Origin of the sequence: Falsiroseomonas ponticola (assembly GCF_016805305.1) — a bacterium.
Classification (GTDB): Bacteria; Pseudomonadota; Alphaproteobacteria; order Acetobacterales; family Acetobacteraceae; genus Falsiroseomonas; species Falsiroseomonas ponticola.
This window is the reverse complement of sequence record NZ_JAERQN010000004.1, coordinates 316,858-336,345: the sequence shown is the minus strand read 5'-3', so window position 1 is coordinate 336,345 and position 19,488 is coordinate 316,858. Positions and strand designations below refer to the sequence as shown.

24 protein-coding genes are annotated in these 19,488 nt (G+C 71.2%); 17 read left to right on the top strand and 7 right to left on the bottom strand.

The annotated features are described in order from the left end of the window. Positions 1–61: 61 nt before the first annotated feature. The 9 genes from ilvN to JJI54_RS14845 all read left to right on the top strand — a co-directional run bounded on the left by ilvN (position 62) and on the right by JJI54_RS14845 (position 6,041). Positions 62–586 carry an acetolactate synthase small subunit gene (gene ilvN / locus JJI54_RS14885; protein ID WP_203073783.1) on the top strand — a complete coding sequence of 175 codons (525 nt, stop codon included), beginning with the start codon at positions 62–64 and terminating at the stop codon, positions 584–586. Between the two features lie 55 nt (positions 587–641). Continuing rightward, positions 642–1,694: a zinc-binding metallopeptidase family protein gene (locus JJI54_RS14880; RefSeq protein WP_203073782.1), complete on the top strand. Its 1,053-nt coding sequence runs from the start codon at positions 642–644 to the stop codon at positions 1,692–1,694. 15 nt (positions 1,695–1,709) lie between these two features. Further along, the gene (gene ilvC / locus JJI54_RS14875; protein WP_203073781.1) at positions 1,710–2,726 is read left to right on the top strand and encodes a ketol-acid reductoisomerase; all 1,017 of its coding nucleotides are present in this window, start codon (positions 1,710–1,712) and stop codon (positions 2,724–2,726) included. A gap of 73 nt (positions 2,727–2,799) precedes the next feature. After that, complete coding sequence (locus JJI54_RS14870) at positions 2,800–3,423, top strand: aspartate/glutamate racemase family protein (protein WP_203073780.1); 624 nt, start codon at positions 2,800–2,802, stop codon at positions 3,421–3,423. A 52-nt stretch (positions 3,424–3,475) separates the two neighbouring features. Further along, a complete protein-coding gene (locus tag JJI54_RS14865; RefSeq protein ID WP_203073779.1) occupies positions 3,476–4,093 on the top strand; it encodes an SOUL family heme-binding protein in 618 nt (205 codons plus the stop codon). Continuing rightward, positions 4,090–4,395, top strand: coding sequence for a hypothetical protein (locus tag JJI54_RS14860; RefSeq protein ID WP_203073778.1), 306 nt, complete (start codon positions 4,090–4,092; stop codon positions 4,393–4,395). The genes JJI54_RS14865 and JJI54_RS14860 overlap by 4 nt, the downstream gene beginning before the upstream one ends. Before the next feature lie 32 nt (positions 4,396–4,427). Next, a complete protein-coding gene (gene puuE / locus JJI54_RS14855) occupies positions 4,428–5,375 on the top strand; it encodes an allantoinase PuuE (protein WP_203073777.1) in 948 nt (315 codons plus the stop codon). Between the two features lie 7 nt (positions 5,376–5,382). Then, on the top strand, positions 5,383–5,721 hold the full coding sequence (locus tag JJI54_RS14850) for a DUF6968 family protein (protein WP_203073776.1): 339 nt from the start codon (positions 5,383–5,385) through the stop codon (positions 5,719–5,721). After that, the gene (locus tag JJI54_RS14845; RefSeq protein WP_203073775.1) at positions 5,721–6,041 is read left to right on the top strand and encodes a DUF6968 family protein; all 321 of its coding nucleotides are present in this window, start codon (positions 5,721–5,723) and stop codon (positions 6,039–6,041) included. Before JJI54_RS14850 ends, JJI54_RS14845 begins: the two co-directional genes overlap by 1 nt. 16 nt (positions 6,042–6,057) lie before the next feature. On the opposite strand, the gene JJI54_RS14840 is transcribed toward JJI54_RS14845, so the two are convergent. Beyond that, positions 6,058–7,035, bottom strand: coding sequence for an NAD(P)-dependent oxidoreductase (locus JJI54_RS14840; RefSeq protein ID WP_203073774.1), 978 nt, complete (start codon positions 7,033–7,035; stop codon positions 6,058–6,060). 298 nt (positions 7,036–7,333) lie between these two features. Between JJI54_RS14840 and JJI54_RS14835 the strand changes: the two genes are divergently transcribed. Beyond that, positions 7,334–8,938 carry a 2-isopropylmalate synthase gene (locus tag JJI54_RS14835; protein WP_203073773.1) on the top strand — a complete coding sequence of 535 codons (1,605 nt, stop codon included), beginning with the start codon at positions 7,334–7,336 and terminating at the stop codon, positions 8,936–8,938. Here the strand turns inward: JJI54_RS14835 and JJI54_RS14830 are convergent. The 4 genes from JJI54_RS14830 to JJI54_RS14815 form a co-directional block, all read right to left on the bottom strand. After that, complete coding sequence (locus JJI54_RS14830; RefSeq protein WP_203073772.1) at positions 8,901–10,538, bottom strand: sensor histidine kinase; 1,638 nt, start codon at positions 10,536–10,538, stop codon at positions 8,901–8,903. The genes JJI54_RS14835 and JJI54_RS14830 overlap by 38 nt on opposite strands. Before the next feature lie 16 nt (positions 10,539–10,554). After that, positions 10,555–10,764: a NepR family anti-sigma factor gene (locus tag JJI54_RS14825; protein ID WP_203073963.1), complete on the bottom strand. Its 210-nt coding sequence runs from the start codon at positions 10,762–10,764 to the stop codon at positions 10,555–10,557. Between the two features lie 63 nt (positions 10,765–10,827). Next, positions 10,828–11,412, bottom strand: coding sequence for a sigma-70 family RNA polymerase sigma factor (locus JJI54_RS14820; RefSeq protein WP_203073771.1), 585 nt, complete (start codon positions 11,410–11,412; stop codon positions 10,828–10,830). 65 nt (positions 11,413–11,477) lie between these two features. Next, entirely contained in the window at positions 11,478–11,978 is a 501-nt protein-coding gene (locus tag JJI54_RS14815; RefSeq protein ID WP_203073770.1) for a sigma-70 family RNA polymerase sigma factor, read from the bottom strand. Between the two features lie 95 nt (positions 11,979–12,073). Between JJI54_RS14815 and JJI54_RS14810 the strand changes: the two genes are divergently transcribed. The 4 genes from JJI54_RS14810 (at position 12,074) to JJI54_RS14795 (ending at position 15,640) form a co-directional block, all read left to right on the top strand. Further along, positions 12,074–12,832, top strand: coding sequence for a PhyR family response regulator anti-anti-sigma factor (locus JJI54_RS14810; protein ID WP_203073769.1), 759 nt, complete (start codon positions 12,074–12,076; stop codon positions 12,830–12,832). Positions 12,833–12,914: 82 nt separating this feature from the next. After that, a complete protein-coding gene (locus JJI54_RS14805; RefSeq protein WP_203073768.1) occupies positions 12,915–13,079 on the top strand; it encodes a DUF1328 domain-containing protein in 165 nt (54 codons plus the stop codon). A gap of 5 nt (positions 13,080–13,084) precedes the next feature. Beyond that, positions 13,085–13,780 (top strand): hypothetical protein, encoded by a 696-nt coding sequence (locus JJI54_RS14800; RefSeq protein ID WP_203073767.1) that lies wholly within the window; start codon positions 13,085–13,087, stop codon positions 13,778–13,780. A 3-nt stretch (positions 13,781–13,783) separates the two neighbouring features. Beyond that, positions 13,784–15,640, top strand: a complete 1,857-nt coding sequence (locus tag JJI54_RS14795) for an ABC transporter ATP-binding protein/permease (protein ID WP_203073766.1) — start codon at positions 13,784–13,786, stop codon at positions 15,638–15,640. Positions 15,641–15,644: 4 nt separating this feature from the next. Here JJI54_RS14795 and JJI54_RS14790 read toward each other — a convergent pair whose 3' ends face one another. Then, positions 15,645–16,298: a hypothetical protein gene (locus tag JJI54_RS14790; RefSeq protein ID WP_203073765.1), complete on the bottom strand. Its 654-nt coding sequence runs from the start codon at positions 16,296–16,298 to the stop codon at positions 15,645–15,647. Positions 16,299–16,351: 53 nt separating this feature from the next. After that, positions 16,352–16,588, bottom strand: coding sequence for a YMGG-like glycine zipper-containing protein (locus tag JJI54_RS14785; protein WP_203073764.1), 237 nt, complete (start codon positions 16,586–16,588; stop codon positions 16,352–16,354). A gap of 246 nt (positions 16,589–16,834) precedes the next feature. On the opposite strand from JJI54_RS14785, the gene JJI54_RS14780 reads away from it, so the two are divergent. Genes JJI54_RS14780 through JJI54_RS14770 form a run of 3 tightly spaced genes read left to right on the top strand, consistent with a single transcriptional unit; the run spans position 16,835 to position 19,319 of the window. After that, positions 16,835–17,878: a rod shape-determining protein gene (locus JJI54_RS14780; RefSeq protein ID WP_092958525.1), complete on the top strand. Its 1,044-nt coding sequence runs from the start codon at positions 16,835–16,837 to the stop codon at positions 17,876–17,878. 32 nt (positions 17,879–17,910) lie between these two features. Continuing rightward, complete coding sequence (mreC, locus tag JJI54_RS14775) at positions 17,911–18,774, top strand: rod shape-determining protein MreC (RefSeq protein ID WP_203073763.1); 864 nt, start codon at positions 17,911–17,913, stop codon at positions 18,772–18,774. An 11-nt stretch (positions 18,775–18,785) separates the two neighbouring features. After that, the gene (locus JJI54_RS14770; RefSeq protein WP_203073762.1) at positions 18,786–19,319 is read left to right on the top strand and encodes a rod shape-determining protein MreD; all 534 of its coding nucleotides are present in this window, start codon (positions 18,786–18,788) and stop codon (positions 19,317–19,319) included. Positions 19,320–19,488: the final 169 nt, after the last annotated feature.

The window sequence follows — 19,488 nt, the reverse complement described above, 5'->3', positions numbered from 1 at the left end:
GACCATTGCGGGGCGCCTCGGGCGTCCCGCCCTCCTGACCTTCTGACCAAGATCGAATCCCATGTCCGACAAGACCGGAACTGCCCTGCGCGCCGCGACCATCGCGGTGCTGGTCGAGAACGAGGCCGGCGTGCTGGCGCGCGTCATCGGCCTCTTCTCCGGCCGCGGCTACAACATCGACAGCCTGACGGTCGCGCCCGTGGATGCGGAAGGGCGCCTGTCCCGCATCACCATCGTCACCTCCGGCACGGAGATGGTGATCGAGCAGATCAAGGCGCAGCTCGACCGCCTGGTGCCCGTCCACAAGGTGAGCGACCTGACGCTGGAGGGGCCGCACCTGGTCCGCGAGCTGGCGCTGATCAAGGTGGTCGGCACCGGGGACCATCGGGTGGAGGCGCTGCGCCTGGCCGATGCCTTCCGCGCCCGCGTCGTGGACGCGACGACGGAGAGCTTCGTCTTCGAGATGACCGGCAATGCCGACAAGATCGACGCCTTCTGCGCGTTGATGCGGCCGATCGGGCTGACCGAGATCTCCCGCACCGGCGCCGTCGCGATCGCGCGCGGCACCAAAGCGCTGATGGGCTGAAACCTTGCCGGGCCTCACGCCGTTCGCTGCGCGAACCGACCGCGGAGCCCGAGCCATGCGCCTTTTCGCCTGCCAGAAGTGCGGCAACCTGCTGCACTTCGAGAATACCTCCTGCGAGAAGTGCGGATCCGGGTTGGGGTTCCTTCCCCGGCATGGCCGCCTCTCCGCCTTCGAGGCCGATGGCCTGACCGCCATGCTGGACCACCAGCCCTGGAAGCCCTGCGCCAATGCCGCGGAGGATGCCTGCAACTGGCGACTGCCGGCGGATGACGCGGAGAGCTACTGCCCCTCCTGCCGCCACAACGAGGTGGTGCCGGACCTGACGGTGGCGGAGAACCTGCCGCTGTGGCGCAAGCTGGAAGGGGCGAAGCGGCGGCTGCTCTACACGCTGCAGCGCCTCGGCCTGCCGCATGAGACGGCGGAGTTGCGCTTCAGCTTCCTGGCCGATGTGGACGGCCAGCCCGCCATGACGGGGCATGACAAGGGCCACATCACCATCGCGCTGCGGGAGGCCGATGACGCGGAGCGGGAGAAGCGCCGCGGGCTGATGAACGAGCCCTACCGCACGCTGCTCGGCCATATGCGGCATGAGGTGGGGCACTGGTACTTCATCGTGCTGGTGGAGCGCGCCGGCCGCACGGCCGATTTCCGCCAGCTGTTCGGCGACGAGAGCGCGGATTACGCGGCGGCGCTGCAGGCGCATTACGCGCGCGGCGCCAATGACGAATGGCGGGGGGAATACATCTCCGCCTACGCGGCCGCGCATCCGCATGAGGATTGGGCGGAGTGCTTCGCCCATTACCTGCACATGGTCGATAGCCTGGAGACGGCGGGCAGCGTCGGCCTGCGCATCCGGCCGCGGCTGGACCGGGAGGGCGTGCTGGAGGCGGAGGTGGATTTCGACCCCTACCGTGCCGGCATGGACGACATCCTCGCGGCCTGGACGCCGCTGACGGTGGCGATGAACGAGATCAACCGCAGCATGGGGACACCGGACCTATACCCGTTTGTCCTGTCTGCCCCCGTGGCGCGGAAGCTTGGGTTCATCCATGAATTGGTGCATCACAGACCCGAGACCCATCAAGGACCCGGGATCGGGGTCAGCTAGAAGGAAAGCCTGAGAATGCGCGTGTACTATGACCGCGATGCGGACGTGAACCTGATCAAGGCCAAGAAGGTCGCGGTCATCGGCTTCGGCAGCCAGGGCCATGCCCATGCGCAGAACATGCGCGACAGCGGCGTGACCGAGGTCGTCATCGGGCTGCGGCCGGGCGGGTCCTGGGCCAAGGCGGAAGCCGCCGGCTTCAAGGTGATGACGCCCGCCGACGCGGCCAAGTGGGCCGACGTGGTCATGGTGCTGACGCCGGACGAGCTGCAGGGCGACCTGTACCGCGAACACCTGCACGCCAACCTGAAGCCCGGCGCCGCGCTGGCCTTCGCGCATGGCCTGAACGTGCATTTCAACCTGCTCGACCCCCGCGCCGACATCGACGTGTTCATGATCGCGCCGAAGGGCCCCGGCCACACGGTGCGCGGCGAATACCAGAAGGGCGGCGGCGTGCCCTGCCTGGTGGCGGTGCACCAGAACCCGTCGGGCAACGCGCTGGAAATCGCGCTCTCCTACGCCTCCGCCATCGGCGGCGGTCGTTCGGGCGTGATCGAGACGACCTTCAAGGAGGAATGCGAGACCGACCTGTTCGGCGAGCAGGTCGTGCTCTGCGGTGGCCTGGTCGAGCTCATCAAGGCGGGCTTCGAGACGCTGGTGGAAGCCGGCTACGCGCCCGAGATGGCCTATTTCGAGTGCCTGCACGAGGTGAAGCTGATCGTCGACCTCATCTATGAGGGCGGCATCGCCAACATGAACTACTCCATCTCCAACACCGCGGAGTATGGCGAGTACGTGACGGGCCCGCGCATCATCACGGCGGAGACGAAGGCCGAGATGAAGCGCGTGCTGGCCGACATCCAGACCGGCAAGTTCGCCCGCGACTGGATGCTGGAGAACAAGGTGAACCAGGCCTCCTTCAAGGCGACGCGCCGCCGCCTGGCCGAGCACCCGATCGAGGAAGTGGGCGAGAAGCTCCGCGGCATGATGCCCTGGATCAAGAAGAACCAGCTGGTGGACAAGGCGCGGAACTGAGATCGGCGGAGACGCCGTCTCGGGGGGCGGCGGGGCAACCCGCCGCCCTTCGTCGTTTCAGGGGGGAAGAACCATGAAGACCATCGCCTGCCTGCACACGGCCGGGAGCAATGTCGCGGTGTTCGACGCGGCCTGCCCGCCCGGTGTGACGCTGCGCCACACGGTGAACGAGGCGCTGCTGAAGGATGCCGAGGCCGCGGGCGGGCTGACGGAGGCCATCGCAGCGCGGACAGCCCGCGCGCTGGAGGCGCTGGCCGGGCCCGGCGTGGATGCGGTGCTGCTGACCTGCTCCACGGTCGGGCCTGGCGTCGCGCTGGCGCGGGCCCCGGTGCCGGTGCTGCGGGTGGATGCCGCGCTGGCGGAGGCCGCGACCAAGGGCGGCGGGCGCGTGATGGTGCTCTGTGCGGTCGAGACGACGATGGAGCCGAGCCGCAAGGTGTTCGAGGGGCCGGCGGCGCGGCATGGCGCGACGCTCGATGTGCGGCTGGTGCCGGGCGCCTGGGCGGCGTTCCGCGGCGGGGACGTGGCGGGGTATCACCGGCTGGTCGCGGAAGCCGCCGAAGCCGCTTTCGCGGAAGGGGCGGCGGAGGTCGCGCTGGCGCAGGCCAGCATGGCCGGCGCGGTCGGGATGGCGCGGGGCCGCAAGCCGCTGGCGAGCCCGCCCGCCGGGCTGGCCGCGGCCCTCGCAAGCGCGTGAGTCCGGCCGGATTGGCGTGCGGCGCCAGGCGCGGGGTGGTAGCGGTGCCGCCATGCTCAAGCGCCTTGCGACCCTCGCCTCCACCGTCCTCCTCTCCGCCTGCTCGGTCGTCGGCGTGAGGTCGGGGACGGAGGAGCCGCGCTACGAGGCGCTGGGCACGGAGGGCGGGATCGAATTCCGCCGCTACGCGCCGCGCCTGGCCGCGGAGACGGTGGTGGAGGGCAGCGAGGAGGCGGCGCGGAGCGAGGGGTTCTCCCGCCTGGCGCGCTACATCTTCGGGGGCAACCAGGGATCGGCGCGGATCGCGATGACGGCGCCGGTCGCGCAGGATCCGATGCGCATCGCCATGACCGCGCCGGTGGCGCAGGCGGCGGCGCCGGGCGGCTACCGCATCCGCTTCTTCCTGCCCGCCGCGCTGCGCGATCCGCCGGCGCCGAACGATGCGCGCGTGAAGGTCGTGGAAGTGCCGGGGGAGACGGTGGCGGTGCTGCGCTTCACGGGCGTGCCGAGCCCGGCGGCGGTGGCGGCGGCGCGGGCGCGGCTGGAAGCGGCGCTGCCCGCCACGCGCTGGGCGGCGGCGGGTGAGGTGGTGGGCTGGTTCTACGATCCGCCCTGGACCATCCCCGCGCTGCGGCGGAACGAGGTGGCGGTGCCGGTGGTGCCGCGATGATCCGGCTGGCGATCCTGCTGGTGCTGCTGGCCTCGCCGGCTGTGGCGCAGTCCCGCGACTGGACCGCGGAGAAATGCGGCCGCTACAGCGAGATGTGGCCGCAGGCGCTGGCGCGCTTCGGGCGCGTGGGGCTGTCGGAGGAATTCCTCGCGCGGCACGAGGCCTTCATCGCCTCGGGCTGCCGCACGCGGGATGTCTGCCCGCGATCGCCGCAGGAGATCGCCATGGCCGACGTCATGACCATCGCGGCGATGAATGCGGGCGCGGCGAGCAGCTTCGTGCCGTTCATCTGCCGCGATTGACCGGAAGGGGCGGCGCTTGTCACTCTTCCGGCATGACAGACGCCCGCTTCCCCGATGACGGCTCCGGCTATCCCCGCGACCTCCGCGGCTATGGCGCCAACCCGCCCGACCCGAAATGGCCGGGCGGCGCAAAGCTCGCACTCTCCTTCGTGCTCAACTACGAGGAGGGTGGCGAGAACACCGTCCTGAACGGCGACCGGGGCAGCGAGCTCTACCTCCATGAGGTGCCGGGCGGGTCGCCCACGGTCGGCGAGCGCAACCGCAGCACGGAGACGCAGTTCGACTATGGCGCGCGGGCCGGCGTGTGGCGCGTCATGCGGCTCTTCGCGCAGCAGGGGCTGAACTTCACCGTCTATGGCGTGGGTCGCGCGCTGGAACTGAACCCGGATGTCGCCCGCGCCTTCGCGGAGGCGGGGCATGAGGTGGCCTCCCACGCCTGGCGCTGGTTCGACTATCATTCGATGAGCGAGGCGGAGGAGGTCGAGCACATCAATCGCTGCGTCGAGACCATCGCGCGGCTGACGGGCACGCCGCCGGTCGGCTGGTACACGGGGCGGTTCAGCCCGATGACGCGCCGGCTCGTCGCGCGGCATGGCGGGTTCCTCTATGACAGCGACAGCTATGACGACGACCTGCCGCATTACGTGAAGGTCGAGGGGAAGGACGTGCTCGTCATCCCCTACACGCTCGACAACAACGACATGAAGTTCGCTGTGCCGCCGGGCTTCGGCGATCCCGATGGGTTCGAGCGGCACCTCCGCGATGCCTTCGATCTGCTGCTGGAGGAAGGGCGCGCGGGAAGCCCCAAGATGATGTCGGTCGGGCTGCATTGCCGGCTGGTCGGGCGGCCCGGGCGCGCGCGGGCCTTGCAGCGCTTCCTCGCGCATGTCGCGAAGCACCGGGACGAGGTCTGGGTGGCACGGCGGGCGGATATCGCGCGGCATTGGTGGGCGGTGCATCCGCCTGGTGCCACCCCGTGACATGGGGGTGATCGCGACCCGGGTCTATGAGGTGGATGGCCGGCCCGAACTCCGCGTGGCGATCGAACAGCCCATCATGGAGGCGGACGGCAACTGGTTCTGCGGCTACGAGATCCAGGGGCCGAAGACCAGCATCAAGGGGTCGTTCGGCGGCGCCGATGCCATGCAGGCCTTGGTGCACGCCATCTACATGGTGCGGCTCAAGCTGGAGACGTGCGAAGAATATCTTGAGGGCCGGCTGAGCTACGACGGGGCGACGGGCTATTTCGACCTGCCGGACCCTGGGCTGCATCAACACCACCCCGTCAATGTCGAGCATTTCCACCGGCATGCGCCGGAGGCGTGATGGAGGTGATCGCTGAGCGGCGCTACCAGCTGCGCGGCATGGCCGATCTGGTGCTTTGCATCGGCAAGCCGGAGCCCTTCCCGGACGGCCGGGATTTTCTCCGCCCCTATGAGATTGACGGCCCGCTGACACAACGCCGTTTCCGCCTCGGCGGCGCCGATGCGGTGCAGGCGCTGCTTCTGGCCATTGCCGGGGCGAGCCTGGACCTGGGACTCTGCGAGGAGGCCGTGCGGGGATTGCTGTCTCTCGATGGCGTCATTGGTGACCTTGGCCTCCCCGATCCGCAGGCACTGCACGGGACCAGGAAGGGCGCCGGCTGAGAGCGCGGAAGGCTCGTTACGTCTTCTGCAAGATCCAGGGATTCACCATCATCGCCGGGTCCGGCTTGCCGTCCAGCGCGTCCAGCATGTTCTGCGCGGCGAAGGCCGCCATGCGGTCCAGGCCCTCCTTCGTGCTCGCGGCGGAATGGGGGCTGATGACGACGTTGGGCAGGGTGAGGAGGGGGTTGCCGGGCAGGGCGGGCTCCACTTCCAGAACGTCGAGGCCAGCGCCCATCAGGTGGCCGGATCGTAGCGCCGCCACCAGCGCATCCTGCTTCACCACGGGGCCGCGGGCGGTGTTCACGAGGATGGCGCCGGGCTTCATCGCCGCGAAGGCGGACTCGTTCATCAGGTGATGGGTCGCGGGCATCAGGGGGCAGTGGAGCGTCACGACATCGGCCTCGGCCAGGCCGGCATGCAGGTCGCGGACGCAGCGGAAGCCGTCGGCGGCGATGCGGTGGGGGGCGAAGTTGGGGTCCAGCACCGCGACGTCCAGCCTGAACGCCTTCAGGTACTGCGCCACGCGCGTGCCGATGCGGCCATAGCCGACGACCAGCGCCTTGCGGCCCGCCAGATCCACCATCCGCAGGCCGTCCTGCGGCCACCAGCCGCCATCTCGCGCGACGTGGTTGTGGATATCGACCGCCCGGCGCGCCACGGCCAGCAGCAGCATCATGGCGTGTTCCGCGACCGAGAGGTCGTTGGAGCCATTGGCGACCATCACGGCGACGCCACGCTCCGAACAGGCGGGGATGTCCACCGTGTCGTAGCCGACGCCGATGCGGGAGACGGCGCGGAGCCGGGGCGCCACGGCCAGGGCGGCGCGGTCCACGCGGTTGGTCCAGGCGATGCAGGCCTCCGCCTCGGCCAGGGCGGCGTGCCATTCGGCCTCGGTCGGGTCGTGCAGGATCGTCATGTCGAGGTCGCGCCGCGCCTCCAGCACCGCCATCCCTGCCGCCGCCAGCCTGCGGCCGACCACCACCTTGAACCCCATGGCTTTCGTTTCCCCGCCCTTAACGGCGGTATCGTGACCCCGCCGCGGCTTGCGCGCCAGTGCTTGCAGGGCCGCGCGGTCGCGGTTAGGGTGCGGGCAGCCATGACGCCCCGCGCGCGCCTTTTCGAGCCGACCGACGCCCCCCGGGCGGGTCTGTGCCTGCGCGCGCTCCTTCTTCTTCGACTTAGCCACCCCTGGGCGTAACGCCCGGCTGACCACGGCCGGCATCGCTCAGGGGACCCTGAGGGCCGTTATGCCCTCGCGCATGGCTCAACGACGAATCGAAGGAACGCCTCCCATGGCCATCAATCATCCGTCCTTCGGGGCGATGGACCCCGACCGCATCATCGTGTTCGACACCACGCTGCGCGATGGCGAACAGTCCCCCGGCTTCTCCATGAACCTGGAGGAGAAGATCCGCATGGCGGAGGCGCTGCACGAGCTGGGCGCCGATGTGCTGGAAGCCGGCTTCCCCATCGCCAGCATCGGCGACTTCGAAAGCGTGCACGCCATCGCCCAGAAGTTCAGCAAGGACGGGCCGGTCGTCTGCGGCCTGGCGCGGACGGCGCCGGGCGACATCGCGCGGGCGGCGGAAGCCATCAAGCCCGCGGCGCGCAGCCGCATCCACACCTTCGTCTCCACCAGCCCGCTGCATATGCGCGTGAAGCTGCGGATGGAGCCGGAGGATGTGCTGGCGCTGGTCACCTCCTCCGTCACCGCCGCGCGCAACGCGACGGCGGATGTCGAGTGGAGCGCGGAGGACGGCACGCGGACCGAGATCGACTTCCTCTGCCGCTGCGTGGAGGCCGCGATCAAGGCCGGCGCCACCACCATCAACATCCCCGACACCGTCGGCTATGCGGTGCCGGAGGACATGGCGAACATCTTCTCCACCGTGCGCAACCGCGTGCCGGGGGCGGAGCGCGTCATCTTCTCCACGCACAACCACAATGACCTCGGCCTGGCGGTGGCGAACACCATCGCGGCGATCCGCGCCGGCGCGCGGCAGGTGGAATGCACCATCAACGGGATCGGGGAGCGCGCGGGCAATGCCTCGCTCGAGGAGATCGCGATGGTGCTGCGCACGCGGCATGATGCGCTGCCCTTCGCGAATGGCGTCGCCACGCCGAACATCCTGCGCACCTCCCGCCTGCTGGCGACGATCACGGGCTTCGACGTGCAGCCGAACAAGGCGATCGTCGGCCGCAACGCCTTCGCGCATGAGAGCGGCATCCACCAGGACGGCATGCTGAAGGACAGCTCCACCTACGAGATCATGACGCCGGAGAGCGTCGGCTGGACGAAGTCGTCGCTGGTGCTGGGCAAGCATTCGGGCCGCGCCGCCTTCAAGGACAAGCTGAAGGCGCTGGGCTACGATGTCGGCGACAACGCCATGAACGACGCCTTCAAGCGGTTCAAGGACCTCGCCGACCGCAAGAAGGTCGTCTACGACGAGGACATCGTGGCGCTGGTGGATGACGAGGTCGTCCGCGCCAATGACCGCATCAAGCTGGTCGGGCTCAGTGTTTCCACCGGCATGCACACGCGGCCCATCGCCTCCATCGCGCTGGAAGTGGATGGCGAGGCGCGCGAGGGCGTGGCCGGCGGCGATGGCGGCGTGGACGCCACCTTCGCGGCGCTGCGCCAGGCCTTCCCGCATGAGGTGAACCTGAAGCTCTACGCGGTGCAGTCCGTCACCGGCGGCACGGATGCGCAGGCGCGCGTCACGGTGCGGCTGGAGGAGGAAGGCAAGCATGTGGACGGGCAGGGCGCGGATACCGACACCATCGTCGCTTCCGCCCGCGCCTATGTGCACGCGCTGAACAAGCTGCTGGTGAAGCGGCAGCGCACGGCGCCGGCGGCGATCAGCCCGGTCGCGACGCCGGTGCAGGGGGCGGCCTGACCGAAGGCGGCGGGCGTGGCAGGGGCGAGCGCAGGGGAAAATCCAGCGTCAGCCCCGCATCCTGCCGCTTCAACTCTCCGCCGAGCTGCCGGGCCAGGCCGCGCAGCAGCATGGCGCGCAGCTGGTCGTCGCTGCGCGGCGTCACGCCATCGTCGGCGATGGCGAGGTTGGCGCGCCGCGCATCGGCTTCCACCCGGATGGTGATGCGCCCGCCCTGGCCGGGCGGGAAGCCCTGCTTCAGCGCCGCGGAGACGGCTTCCGTGATGATCAGGGCCAGCGGCACCGCCTGGTCCGAGGAGATGCGCAGCGCGGGCGCGGAGACATCGAGGATGATGCGCCGGCCAGGCCGGTCGCCCACCGCGGCGAAGAGCTGGACGCCGAGTTCCTCGATGAAGGCGCCAAGGTCGATCGCCTCCGGGTCGTGATGCGCGTACATGTGGCGGTGCAGCGTGGCGATCGCGCCGATGCGGTCGCGCGCGGCCTCGAACTCCGCCCGCGCCGCGGGATCCGTCACGCGCTGGGCCTGCAGTGCCAGCAGGCTGCTGACGATCTGGAGGTTGTTCTTCACGCGGTGATGGACCTCGGAGGCCAGGATCTCCGCCCTTTCCCGCGCGCCCCGCAGATCCGCCTCGCGCGCCGCCAGCGCCTCCGCCCCCGCGACGAAGCTCTCGGCGAGGTCGCGGATCTCATCGGGCATGCCGGCGCGGTCCGGCGGCGCGACGCTGGCGCCATCCTGCCGCCATTGCGTGACGATGCGGCGCAGCTGCGTCAGGGGGCGCGTGACGGCGTAACCGGAGCCGAGCATGACCGCGCCGATGCTGAGGGCGAGCAGGCCGAGGATCTCCCCCACCCGTTGCAGCGCCGCCAGGATCGCCTCGTCCCGCGCCGCGCCGGCGGGTTGCGACACCACCAGCACCAGGTCTTCCGCGATCGGCGCCTGGGCCAGCACCAGCGGCCGGCCATTGGCGTCGGTCGCGGTGGTGGCGTCCACCCGCCAGCCTGCGGGGGCCTGCGGGCCATCGGCGGTGATGGGCCAGGGCTGGCCCTCCGCATCCACGATCCAGGCGGAGAGGCCGGGCGGCGGCGGGGGCAGGGTGACATGGGCGGAGAGGCGCCGGCCTTCCACCTCTCGCGCCAGGGTCGCGACGCCGTTGCGGATGAGGAGGGCCTGCTGCCCCGTGGCCTGCGGCGCGTCCAGCAGCACCTCCCCGGCCGCGCATGCGCCGGGCGCGGCGCCCTGCACCACGCGCAGCGTCAGCCCGGCCGGCAGCGCGGTGGCGGCCAGGCTCTGGCAGGCGGTGTCGATATCGGGCATCGCGCCCAGCAGGTGCAGCGCCGTATCCGCGACATCGAGCCGCGCTACGACGCGACGCAGCAGGAGATCCCGCTGCACCGTAAGGGCATCCTGCACCGCGCGCTGGGCGGCGCCGAAATCGCTGGCGGTGCCGGCCAGCGCGATCACCACCACGGGCGTCGCGGCCAGCAGCAGCAGGCCGATCAGGCGCCCACGGATGGTGGAATGCGGGCGCAGGAACGGCCAGCGCCGGCGCCCGATGGCGGCGGCATCCGCCGGCATGTGGTCGGGGCCGGGCATCTTCATCCCGTGCCCCGCCCGCTCAGCCGCGGTCCTTGGACTTGTCGTCCTCGATCAACCGCAGCAGCTCCGCCGGAATGGGCTCGTTCGCGACGCTGTCGTAGAGTTGATGAAGCCCGCGCTGGAGCCACAGCCCGAAGGGATCCTCCGCAGCCCCGGGCTTGCCCGGGGCCGGCTGGCCCGGGGCGGCTGGTGGCTTCGGGGGAGGGGTCCTGCTGTCGCTTCTGTCCATGTCCATCGCCGCCACCGACGCCGCACGAGAGACTGAGCCGTTGCGGCGCCGTGTCAGCGGGACTTAGGCGAACAACTGCTGATCGCCAACCCCTGCGCGACGATCCTTCCCACCGCGCGCGTCCTGCGCACGATCCTCGGCCTGCGTCGCTTCGTTGCGCGTGGCGCTCTCCTCGCCCATCAGCCAGGTCTGCAGCTGGCGGCGTGCGCGGAAGACGCGGGACTTGGCCGTGCCGACGGCGCAGCCCGTGGCTTCCGCCACATCCTCGTAGGACATGCCCTGCAGCACCACCATGAACAGCGCCTCGCGCTGGTCGGCGGGCAGCCGGTTCACGGCATGGCCGAGTTCCTTGAGCACCAGACGGTCCTCGTGCGTCGCGCTGACGGCGAAGGCGCCCGCGGGCAGGTCCTCGATATCCGTGGTCTCGCGCTGCTTGCGCAGCGTGCTGATGAAGCGGTTGCGGAGGATGCGGTGCATCCAGGCGGCGAAGTTCGTTCCCGGCGTGAAGCTGTTCTGGGCAGCCAGCGCATTGGCCACCGCGTCCTGCACCAGGTCCTCCGCCGCGGCCCGGTTGCGGGTCAGGGCAAGCGCCTGAACGCGAAGGCGGGGCAGCAGCGTGATCAACTGGCTGTGGAACTCGTTCGGCATGGTCAACTCCATCCTGGATACGGGATGAATGACCGGGCCGGGGATCGGGTTGCATCGCGGTTCCGTTACCCCATCACGGGAGCGAGATCATCGGCCAGCGCCTTCCGCGCGCGCGACACGCGCGCCTTCATGGTGCCGACAGGCACGTTGCAGATGGCGGCGGCTTCCTCATGGCTCAGGCCGCGCGCCGCCACCAGCACCAGCGCCTCCCGCAGCGTGGGCGTGAGGCGCGCGAGCGAACGGGCGAGGTCGCGCAGCTCATGCGCCGTCTCCTGCTCCGCCGGCGGTGGCGGGATGTCGGGGCCGCGCGTGTCGCGGTGATCCTGTTCGCGCTTGGCGCGGCGCCATCCTTCGCGGAAGGCGTTGCGCAGCACGGTCAGCGCCCAGGGGCGCAGCGCCGCGTGCATGTCATGCGCCAGCTCCGGCGGCGGCTCGAAGGAATCGAGGTTGCGCAGCATGCGCAGCACGGCGTCCTGCACGAGGTCGTCGGCCTCGGCTCTCGAACGCGTGAGCATCCGCGCGCTGGCGCGGAGTTCCGGCAACAACTGCGCGATTGCGGCGCGCATCGCCGTGTCTTTGGCTTGTTCAATCACGGCGCGATGCATATCAACGACGCGACGGGCGCGGCACCGCACTCTGCCGGATCGGAGATGACAAGGTGATGAGCGAGATCGGTCGGACAGCCTTGATCGGCGCGCTTCCCTATGCGCGGCGCTATGCCCGCGCGCTGACGGGTTCGCAGGCCCGCGGCGATGCGATGGTGGCGGATGCGCTGCGCGCCGGCCTGGCGCCCCCGGCCGCCGTGCAGGAACCGGTGCTGGCGGCGCGCGTCGCCTTCTATGGCGCCATCGGCCGCAAGGCCGCGGACCTGTCGCTGCATGACGCGGATGACGGTGCGCTGACCACCACGCAGCGCATGCTGCTGCTGCTCACCTCGCTCGAGGAGCTGGACACGCCGCACGCGGCGATCGCGGTCGGGCTGCCGGCGGCGGCGGCGGCGGCGGAGGTGGAGGCGGCGCGCGCGCATCTGCGCGCGGGCGCGGTGGCGCGCGTGCTGATCATCGAGGATGAGCCGATCATCGCGATGGACCTGCAGCAACTCGTCGAGAATGCGGGCCATGAGGTCGTGGGCATCGCCGCCAGCGAGGACGAGGCCGTGGCGATCGCGGAGGCGGAGTTGCCGACGCTGGTGCTGGCGGACGTGAACCTCGGCGCCGGCGGCGATGGCGCCACGGCCGTGGCGCGCATCCTGGCCACGCACCGCGCGCCGGTGATCTTCGTCACCGCCTATCCGGAGCGGCTGCTGACGGGTCAGGACCTGGAGCCCGCCTTCATCATCACCAAGCCGTTCGAGCCGACGACGCTGGCCGTCGCCACCTACCAGGCGGTGACGCGCGGCGTGCACCTGGACCCGGTCTGACCGGCCAGATTCCCGTTCCGGTGGGGAAACCGGTCACGGCTTCTCGCGTTCGTGGGGCGGTTCCCACAAGCGGGAGGCGATCATGCTCTACTGGACCCTCATCTTCCTCGTCGTCGCGCTGATCGCCGGGCTGTTCGGCTTCGGCGGCATTGCCTCGGCCTCCGCCGGCATCGCGAAGATCCTGTTCGGCATCTTCATCGTGCTGTTCCTGGTCAGCCTGGTCTTCGGCGCCATCCGCGGCGCCTGACGGGGATGCATCCGCGGGGGAAGGGCGCGACGCGCCGCATCGTGCTGGGCCTGGCCGCGTGCCTTTCCCTTGCAGCGCCTGCCATCGCGCAGGACAGGCCGCCGCCCCGGCCGCAATCGGACCTCTGGTTCGATCCGACGCAGCTGCCTTCCTTCACCGGGACGGTGGAGCGCTACCTCATCAATCCGCGCGGCGAGACGGATGCGCTGCTGTTCCGGGAGGGACCGCAGATCGTCTTTCCGCCGGATGTCGCGCAGGCCGTGCGCGATGCGGCGCCCGCCGGGCGGCCGATCATCGTCTGGGGCATCCGCGCGCGGCATGCGCCGGTGATCACCATGCTGGCCTTCGCGCCGAATGCGGAAAGCGTGCCCGGCGTGGTCGATCGCTTCTACTGGCGGCTCGGCGGGCGCAGCGCGGCGGAGCGGGCGGAGCGCGTCAGCGTGGCCGGCACGGTGAAGGCGCCCTACTTCGCCCCGCAGGGCGAGGTCGCGGGCGCGATCCTTGACGACGGCACGGTGATCACGCTGCCGCCCGGTGCCTCAGACGGCCTGCGCGACCTGCTGCGGCCGGGCGCCCGGCTGGCGGCGGAAGGGCCTGGCGTGGCGGGCGACCATGGCCGCGCGCTGGCCGCCGACCGCATCGGCGACACGGTGGAAAACCTGAAGCCCGTCACGGTTCCCGAACCCCAACGCAGGCGCTGACCCATGCCGGACACGACCGAGGCGCAACCCGAGTCCGCGCCGCGGCAGGGCTTCCTCCGGCGCTTCTGGCGCCTGGCGCGCGGCTACTATGCCTCCCCGCAGGACCGCAAGCGCGCCTGGCTGCTGACCATCGGCGTCATCGTGCTGACGCTGGCGCAGATCATGGTGCAGCTTCGCTTCAACATCTGGAACCGCGACTTCTTCAACGCGCTGGAGAACCGCGACCGCGCTGCCTTCTTCGGCCAGATGTGGATGTTCGGCGCGCTGATCATCGCGGCCATGGTGACGGCCGTCGCGCAGCTCTGGGCGCGGCAGGCGCTGATGCTGGATTGGCGTCGCTGGCTGGTGCACCGGCTGCAGGGGCGCTGGCTGGAAGGCGGGCGGCACTACCAGCTGAACTTCATGCCCGACGCCGCCGACAATCCCGACCAGCGCATCAGCGAGAATACGCGCTGGGCGACGGCGATGGCGGTGGACCTGCTGGTCGGGCTGCTGGGGTCGATCCTGACGCTGGCCTCCTTCCTCGGCATCCTCTGGACGCTGTCGGGGCCGCTGCATGTCGCCTTCGGCGCCAATGAGTTCGAGATCCCGGGCTACATGGTCTGGGCCGCGCTGATCTACGCCGTGGTGGGGTCCGTGCTGACCTGGTTCATCGGCGGGCCGATGGTCGACATCAACATCCGGCGCAACGAGGCGGAGAGCAACCACCGCTTCGCGCTGATCCGCATGCGGGAGAGCAGCGAGGGCATCGCGCTGATCCGCGGCGAGGCGGATGAGGAACGCGGGCTGAAGCGGGCCTTCGGCCAGGTGGTCGGCGTGATGAAGGACCTCTATGGCAGCGAGCGGCGGCTGATGTGGCTGACCTCCGCCTATGGCATGGCCGCCGGCGTGGTGCCGATCCTGGTGGCATCCCCGCGCTACTTCGCGGGCGCCATCACGCTGGGCGTGCTGATGCAGATCACCCAGGCCTTCCTGGAGGTGACGCGCAGCCTGAACTGGTTCGTGGACAAGTTCCCGATCCTGGCGGATTGGCGGAGCCATGTGGAGCGCGTGGCGGCGCTGGAGGACACCTTCGACGAGGCGGAGGCGATGGAATCCGAGCAGCGCATCACGGTGAAGGAAGGCCCGGACGAGCAGGGGCGGGAGGTGCTGGCCTTCCGCGACCTGCAGATCGGCCATGCCGACGGCAATGTCGTGATCCAGGAGGCGAATGCGGAGATCAAGGCGGGGGAGAAGGTGCTGATCGTGGGGGAGAGCGGCACGGGCAAGTCCACGCTGTTCCGCGCCATCGCGGGGCTCTGGCCCTGGGGCGCCGGGGAGATCCGCATCCCGCCGCGCGACCGCATGATGTTCATGCCGCAGCGGCCCTACATCCCGCTCGGGCCGCTGCGCGCGGCGCTGGCCTATCCCGCCGCGCCGAAGAAGTTCCCGGATGCGGCCATGGCGGCGGCGCTGGAACGCTGCGGCCTGCCGCACCTGGTGCCGCGGCTGGAGGAGGAGGATCGGTGGGACCGCGTGCTGTCGCTCGGCGAACAGCAGCGGCTCGCCTTCGCGCGGCTGCTGCTGCACCGGCCGCGCTGGGTGTTCCTGGACGAGGCGACCGCCGCGCTCGACGAGGAGAACCAGGACGTGATGATGAACCTGTTCCGGGAGGAGCTGGCGGAAAGCGCGCTGGTCTCGATCGGGCATCGCCCGGGACTCGATGCCTATCACGACCGGACGCTCCACCTCTCCCGCGCCCCGGATGGGGCGAGGCTGGAGGTGCGGCGGCGGGTCGGGCCGCCGCGGCCGAAGGGCAAGGCGGGGCCGCTGGTGGCGGCCGGGCGCGGGGCGCTGCGGCGGATGCTGCGGCGGGGCTGAACGGTCAGGCGCGGTGGAGGCGCCCGGCCTCCCGCAGCGCGGCGCGGGCCGCGGCGGCGAAGCGGCAGGCCAGGCGGATCGCCTCCTGCTGCCCGTCCCGGGGGTGCCGCAGGGTGAGGCCCACCGTCATCATCCGCCCGGCCACGCCGGTCACGCAGACGATTTCCGTCACTTGGCCGCGCGCGGCGGGCAGGGTGGCGCGGTTGCAGAGCAGGTCGGTGGCGCTGCCGTCATGGATGACGAAGCTGCGCCAGCGCAGCTCCGTGGGGCGCCTGCCATGGCCGGCGCGTGCCTGGCGGCTGGCTTCCTCCAGCATGCGGAGCGAGGCGTCGCTCGTCGCCTCCGCCAGGGCGCCGCGGGCGGCGGTGGAGGTGGGGCCGTCCGGCACCGGCAGCGTGCCCTGGCCGGACAGCATGATGGCGGCCAGGACGCCGGGCTTCGCGAAGGCCAGCAGGGGGGCGGCGCGCGGAAGCGCGCCCTCCCTGACCGGGCCCTGCCGCCGGAGGCTCGCCAGGCGGTCGGGCAGGGTGGAGAGGAGGGCGGCGTCCTCCGTCGCCGGGAAGGCGGAGGCCCGTGCCGGGGCACAGGCCAGGGCGAGCGACAGGGCGGCGGCGACCAGCGCGCCGCGCCCCCATCCGATCCGGTCCCGATGCCCCATGGCGGCAGGATAGGGGTGCCGCCCGGCATCGCGCCATGGGCAAGGCCGCCCCTTCAGCGCCAGGCGGGGCGGCCGAGATTGACGGTGCCCGGGCTGGTCAGCGCGCCGCCGGCCGCGCCGGCCGCGCCGCCGATCAGCGCCCCGGTGCCGACCCCGCCGCCGGAGACCGCGCCGATGGCGGCACCGGCGCCGGCGCCGAGCAGGCCGCCGGAGACGGCGCGGTCGCCGGTGGTCTGGCCACAGGCGGCCATGGAGCCGGCGACGAGGAGAAGCAGGGGAAGACGACGCATCGTGACCTCCTTCGGGGTTCGTATGCCCGCCGTAACGCTGCGGAACCCGTGGGGTTCGCCGCCGGTGGGGCGCCGCTGCTCATCAGGGCTTGAGCCAGGGGCGGGGGAGGGCTATCGGAAGCGCCTCTCGCCACCCCGCGGCGCCGTGAGGACCGGGCGGCGCCATGACCCAGCGGGCCTGGGCAGGCGTGCCGGGCCGATGGCGGGCGGGCTTGCTGGCATCGACGCCTGGAAGGTTCCCGCCGCATGTTTTCCCGCCTGTTCGGCTTCCTGTCGGCCGACATGGCCATCGACCTCGGCACCGCGAATACGCTGGTCTATGTGAAGGGCCGCGGCATCGTGCTGAATGAGCCCTCGGTCGTCGCCATTTCCGACCATCGCGGCAAGAAGCAGGTGCTGGCGGTGGGGGAGGAGGCCAAGCAGATGCTGGGCCGCACCCCCGGCAACATCGCCGCCATCCGCCCGCTGCGGGACGGGGTGATCGCCGACTTCGAGGTGGCGGAGGAGATGATCAAGCACTTCATCCGCAAGGTGCATAACCGGCGGTCCTTCGCCTCTCCCATGATCATCGTCTGCGTGCCCTCGGGCTCCACCGCCGTGGAACGCCGGGCGATCCAGGAATCGGCCGAATCCGCGGGGGCGCGGAAGGTGCTGCTGATCGAGGAGCCGATGGCGGCCGCGATCGGCGCGGGGCTGCCGGTGACGGAGCCTTCGGGGTCCATGGTGGTGGATATCGGCGGCGGGACGACGGAAGTGGCCGTCATCTCGCTGGGCGGCATCGTCTATGCCCGGTCCGTCCGCGTGGGCGGGGACAAGATGGACGAGGCCATCATCAGCTACATCCGCCGCCAGCATAACCTGCTGATCGGCGAGAGCACGGCCGAGCGCATCAAGATGGAGATCGGCGCCGCCGCCCCGCCCCCGGATGGGGAGGAAGGGCCGATGACCGAGGTCAAGGGCCGGGACCTGATGAACGGCGTGCCGCGGGAGGTGATCGTCAGCCAGCGGCAGATCGCGGAAAGCCTCTATGAGCCCGTGATCGCGATCGTCGAGGCGGTGCGGGTGGCGCTGGAGAACACGCCGCCGGAGCTGGCGGCCGATATCGTGGACAAGGGCATCGTCCTGACCGGCGGCGGCGCGCTGCTGCACCGGCTGGACGGCGTGCTGCGGGATGCCACCGGCCTGCCCGTTGTGGTGGCGGAGGATGCCCTTTCCTGCGTCGCTCTCGGCACGGGGCGGGCCCTTGAGGAGATGAAGCGGCTTCGCCACGTGCTGACCTCCATGTATTGATGGGGGGTTAGGTTCTTGCGGGGGGGCGTCGGTTGATCCGTCTCAGCATTCCGCTCCGGCAGGCATTGTCGCGCCTGTCGCTGCCCGTCCTGATCGCGGTCGCCTTCGGCACCATGCTGCTCGGCAAGGCCGATGCGCTGCTGGCGGAGCGTGCGCGGACGGCGCTGGCGGATGCGCTGATGCCCTTCTACGCTGCCTTCGCGGAGCCCGCCCATGCGGTGCGGGACGCGGTGGAGGAGCTGGAGCAGCTCTTCGTCATGCGGGAGGAGAATGCCCGCCTGCGCGAGGAGAATGAGCGGCTGCGCCGCTGGCAGGCCGCGGCCCTGTCGCTGGAGGCGGAGAACGCCATGCTGCGGCGCCAGCTGGCCTTCGTGCCGGAACGGGCGCCGGCCTACCAGACGGCGCGGGTCGTGGCGGATGGCGGGGGCGTCTATGCAAGGGCGGTGCTGCTGTCCGTGCCGCCGGAGATGCAGGTGCGGCGCGGGCAGATCGCGCTGGATGAGCGGGGCTTCGTCGGGCGGGTGACGGAGGTGGGCAACCGCTCCGCCCGCGTGCTGCTGGCGACCGACATGAACAGCCGCATCCCCGTGACGCTGGAAGGCAGCCGGGCGCGGGCGATGATGGTCGGCACCAATGGTGCCCGGCCGCGGCTGCAGCATTGGGCGGAAGGCAGCCGCCCGGCCGAGGGCGAGCGGATCGTCACCAGCGCGGAGGGCGTGGCCTTCCCGGCGGGGCTGCCGATCGGCGTGGTGCGCTGGACGGAATCGGGGACGGCGGAGGTGGAGCTGTTCGCGCGGCTCGACCGGCTGGACGTGGTGCGGCTGTTCGATTTCGGGCTGGGCGGCATCCTGCCGCCGGAAGCCGTGGCGCGGCCCGAACCGCGTGGCCGGCGGTAGAGGCAGGCCCCATGGTCGGGCGGAAGGAACCGTCGCCCGGTCTGCTGCGGCGGCTGGACGACCTGGCGCGGGCGGCCTTCCCGGCCACCTGCACGGCCGTGCTGATGATCATGGCCTCCGGCCCCACGGGGCTGCCGACGCTGGTGCCGGGGGTGGCGCTGCCCTGCATCATCTTCTGGTCCATCTTCCGGCCGGGCGCGATGCCGCCGCCGGCGGTGTTCCTGCTGGCGCTGCTGCAGGACCTGCTGACGCTGGCGCCCTTCGGGACGGGGGTGGTGACGCTGCTGGTGGCGCATGGGCTGGCGGTGGCCTGGCGGCGCTTCCTGGTGCGGCAGAGCTTCCTGTTCGTCTGGCTGTGCTTCTGTGGCTTCGCGGCGGGGTCGGCCGGGCTGGGCTGGGTGCTGACGGCGCTGCTGGCCTGGGACCTGCCGGCGCCGGCGCCTTCCCTGCACCTGGCGGCGCTCTCCGCCGGGCTCTACCCGGCCTTCGCCTTCGTCCTGGGCCGCATCCACACGGCGATGCGGCAGGCGGAGGAGACGGTGTGACCAGGCTCACGGCCCCGCCCATACCCACCAGCGCCACCGTACCTCTGTCGGCCCGGCTGTTCCGCCGGGCCGCGGCCGCGATAGCGGCCCCGCGCACAGACCGCCCGCATGGCCCCGCACGGCAGTGCGTTGGCGCGCAGGCAAGCGCGCGAAGCGCGCGCCGTGCGCC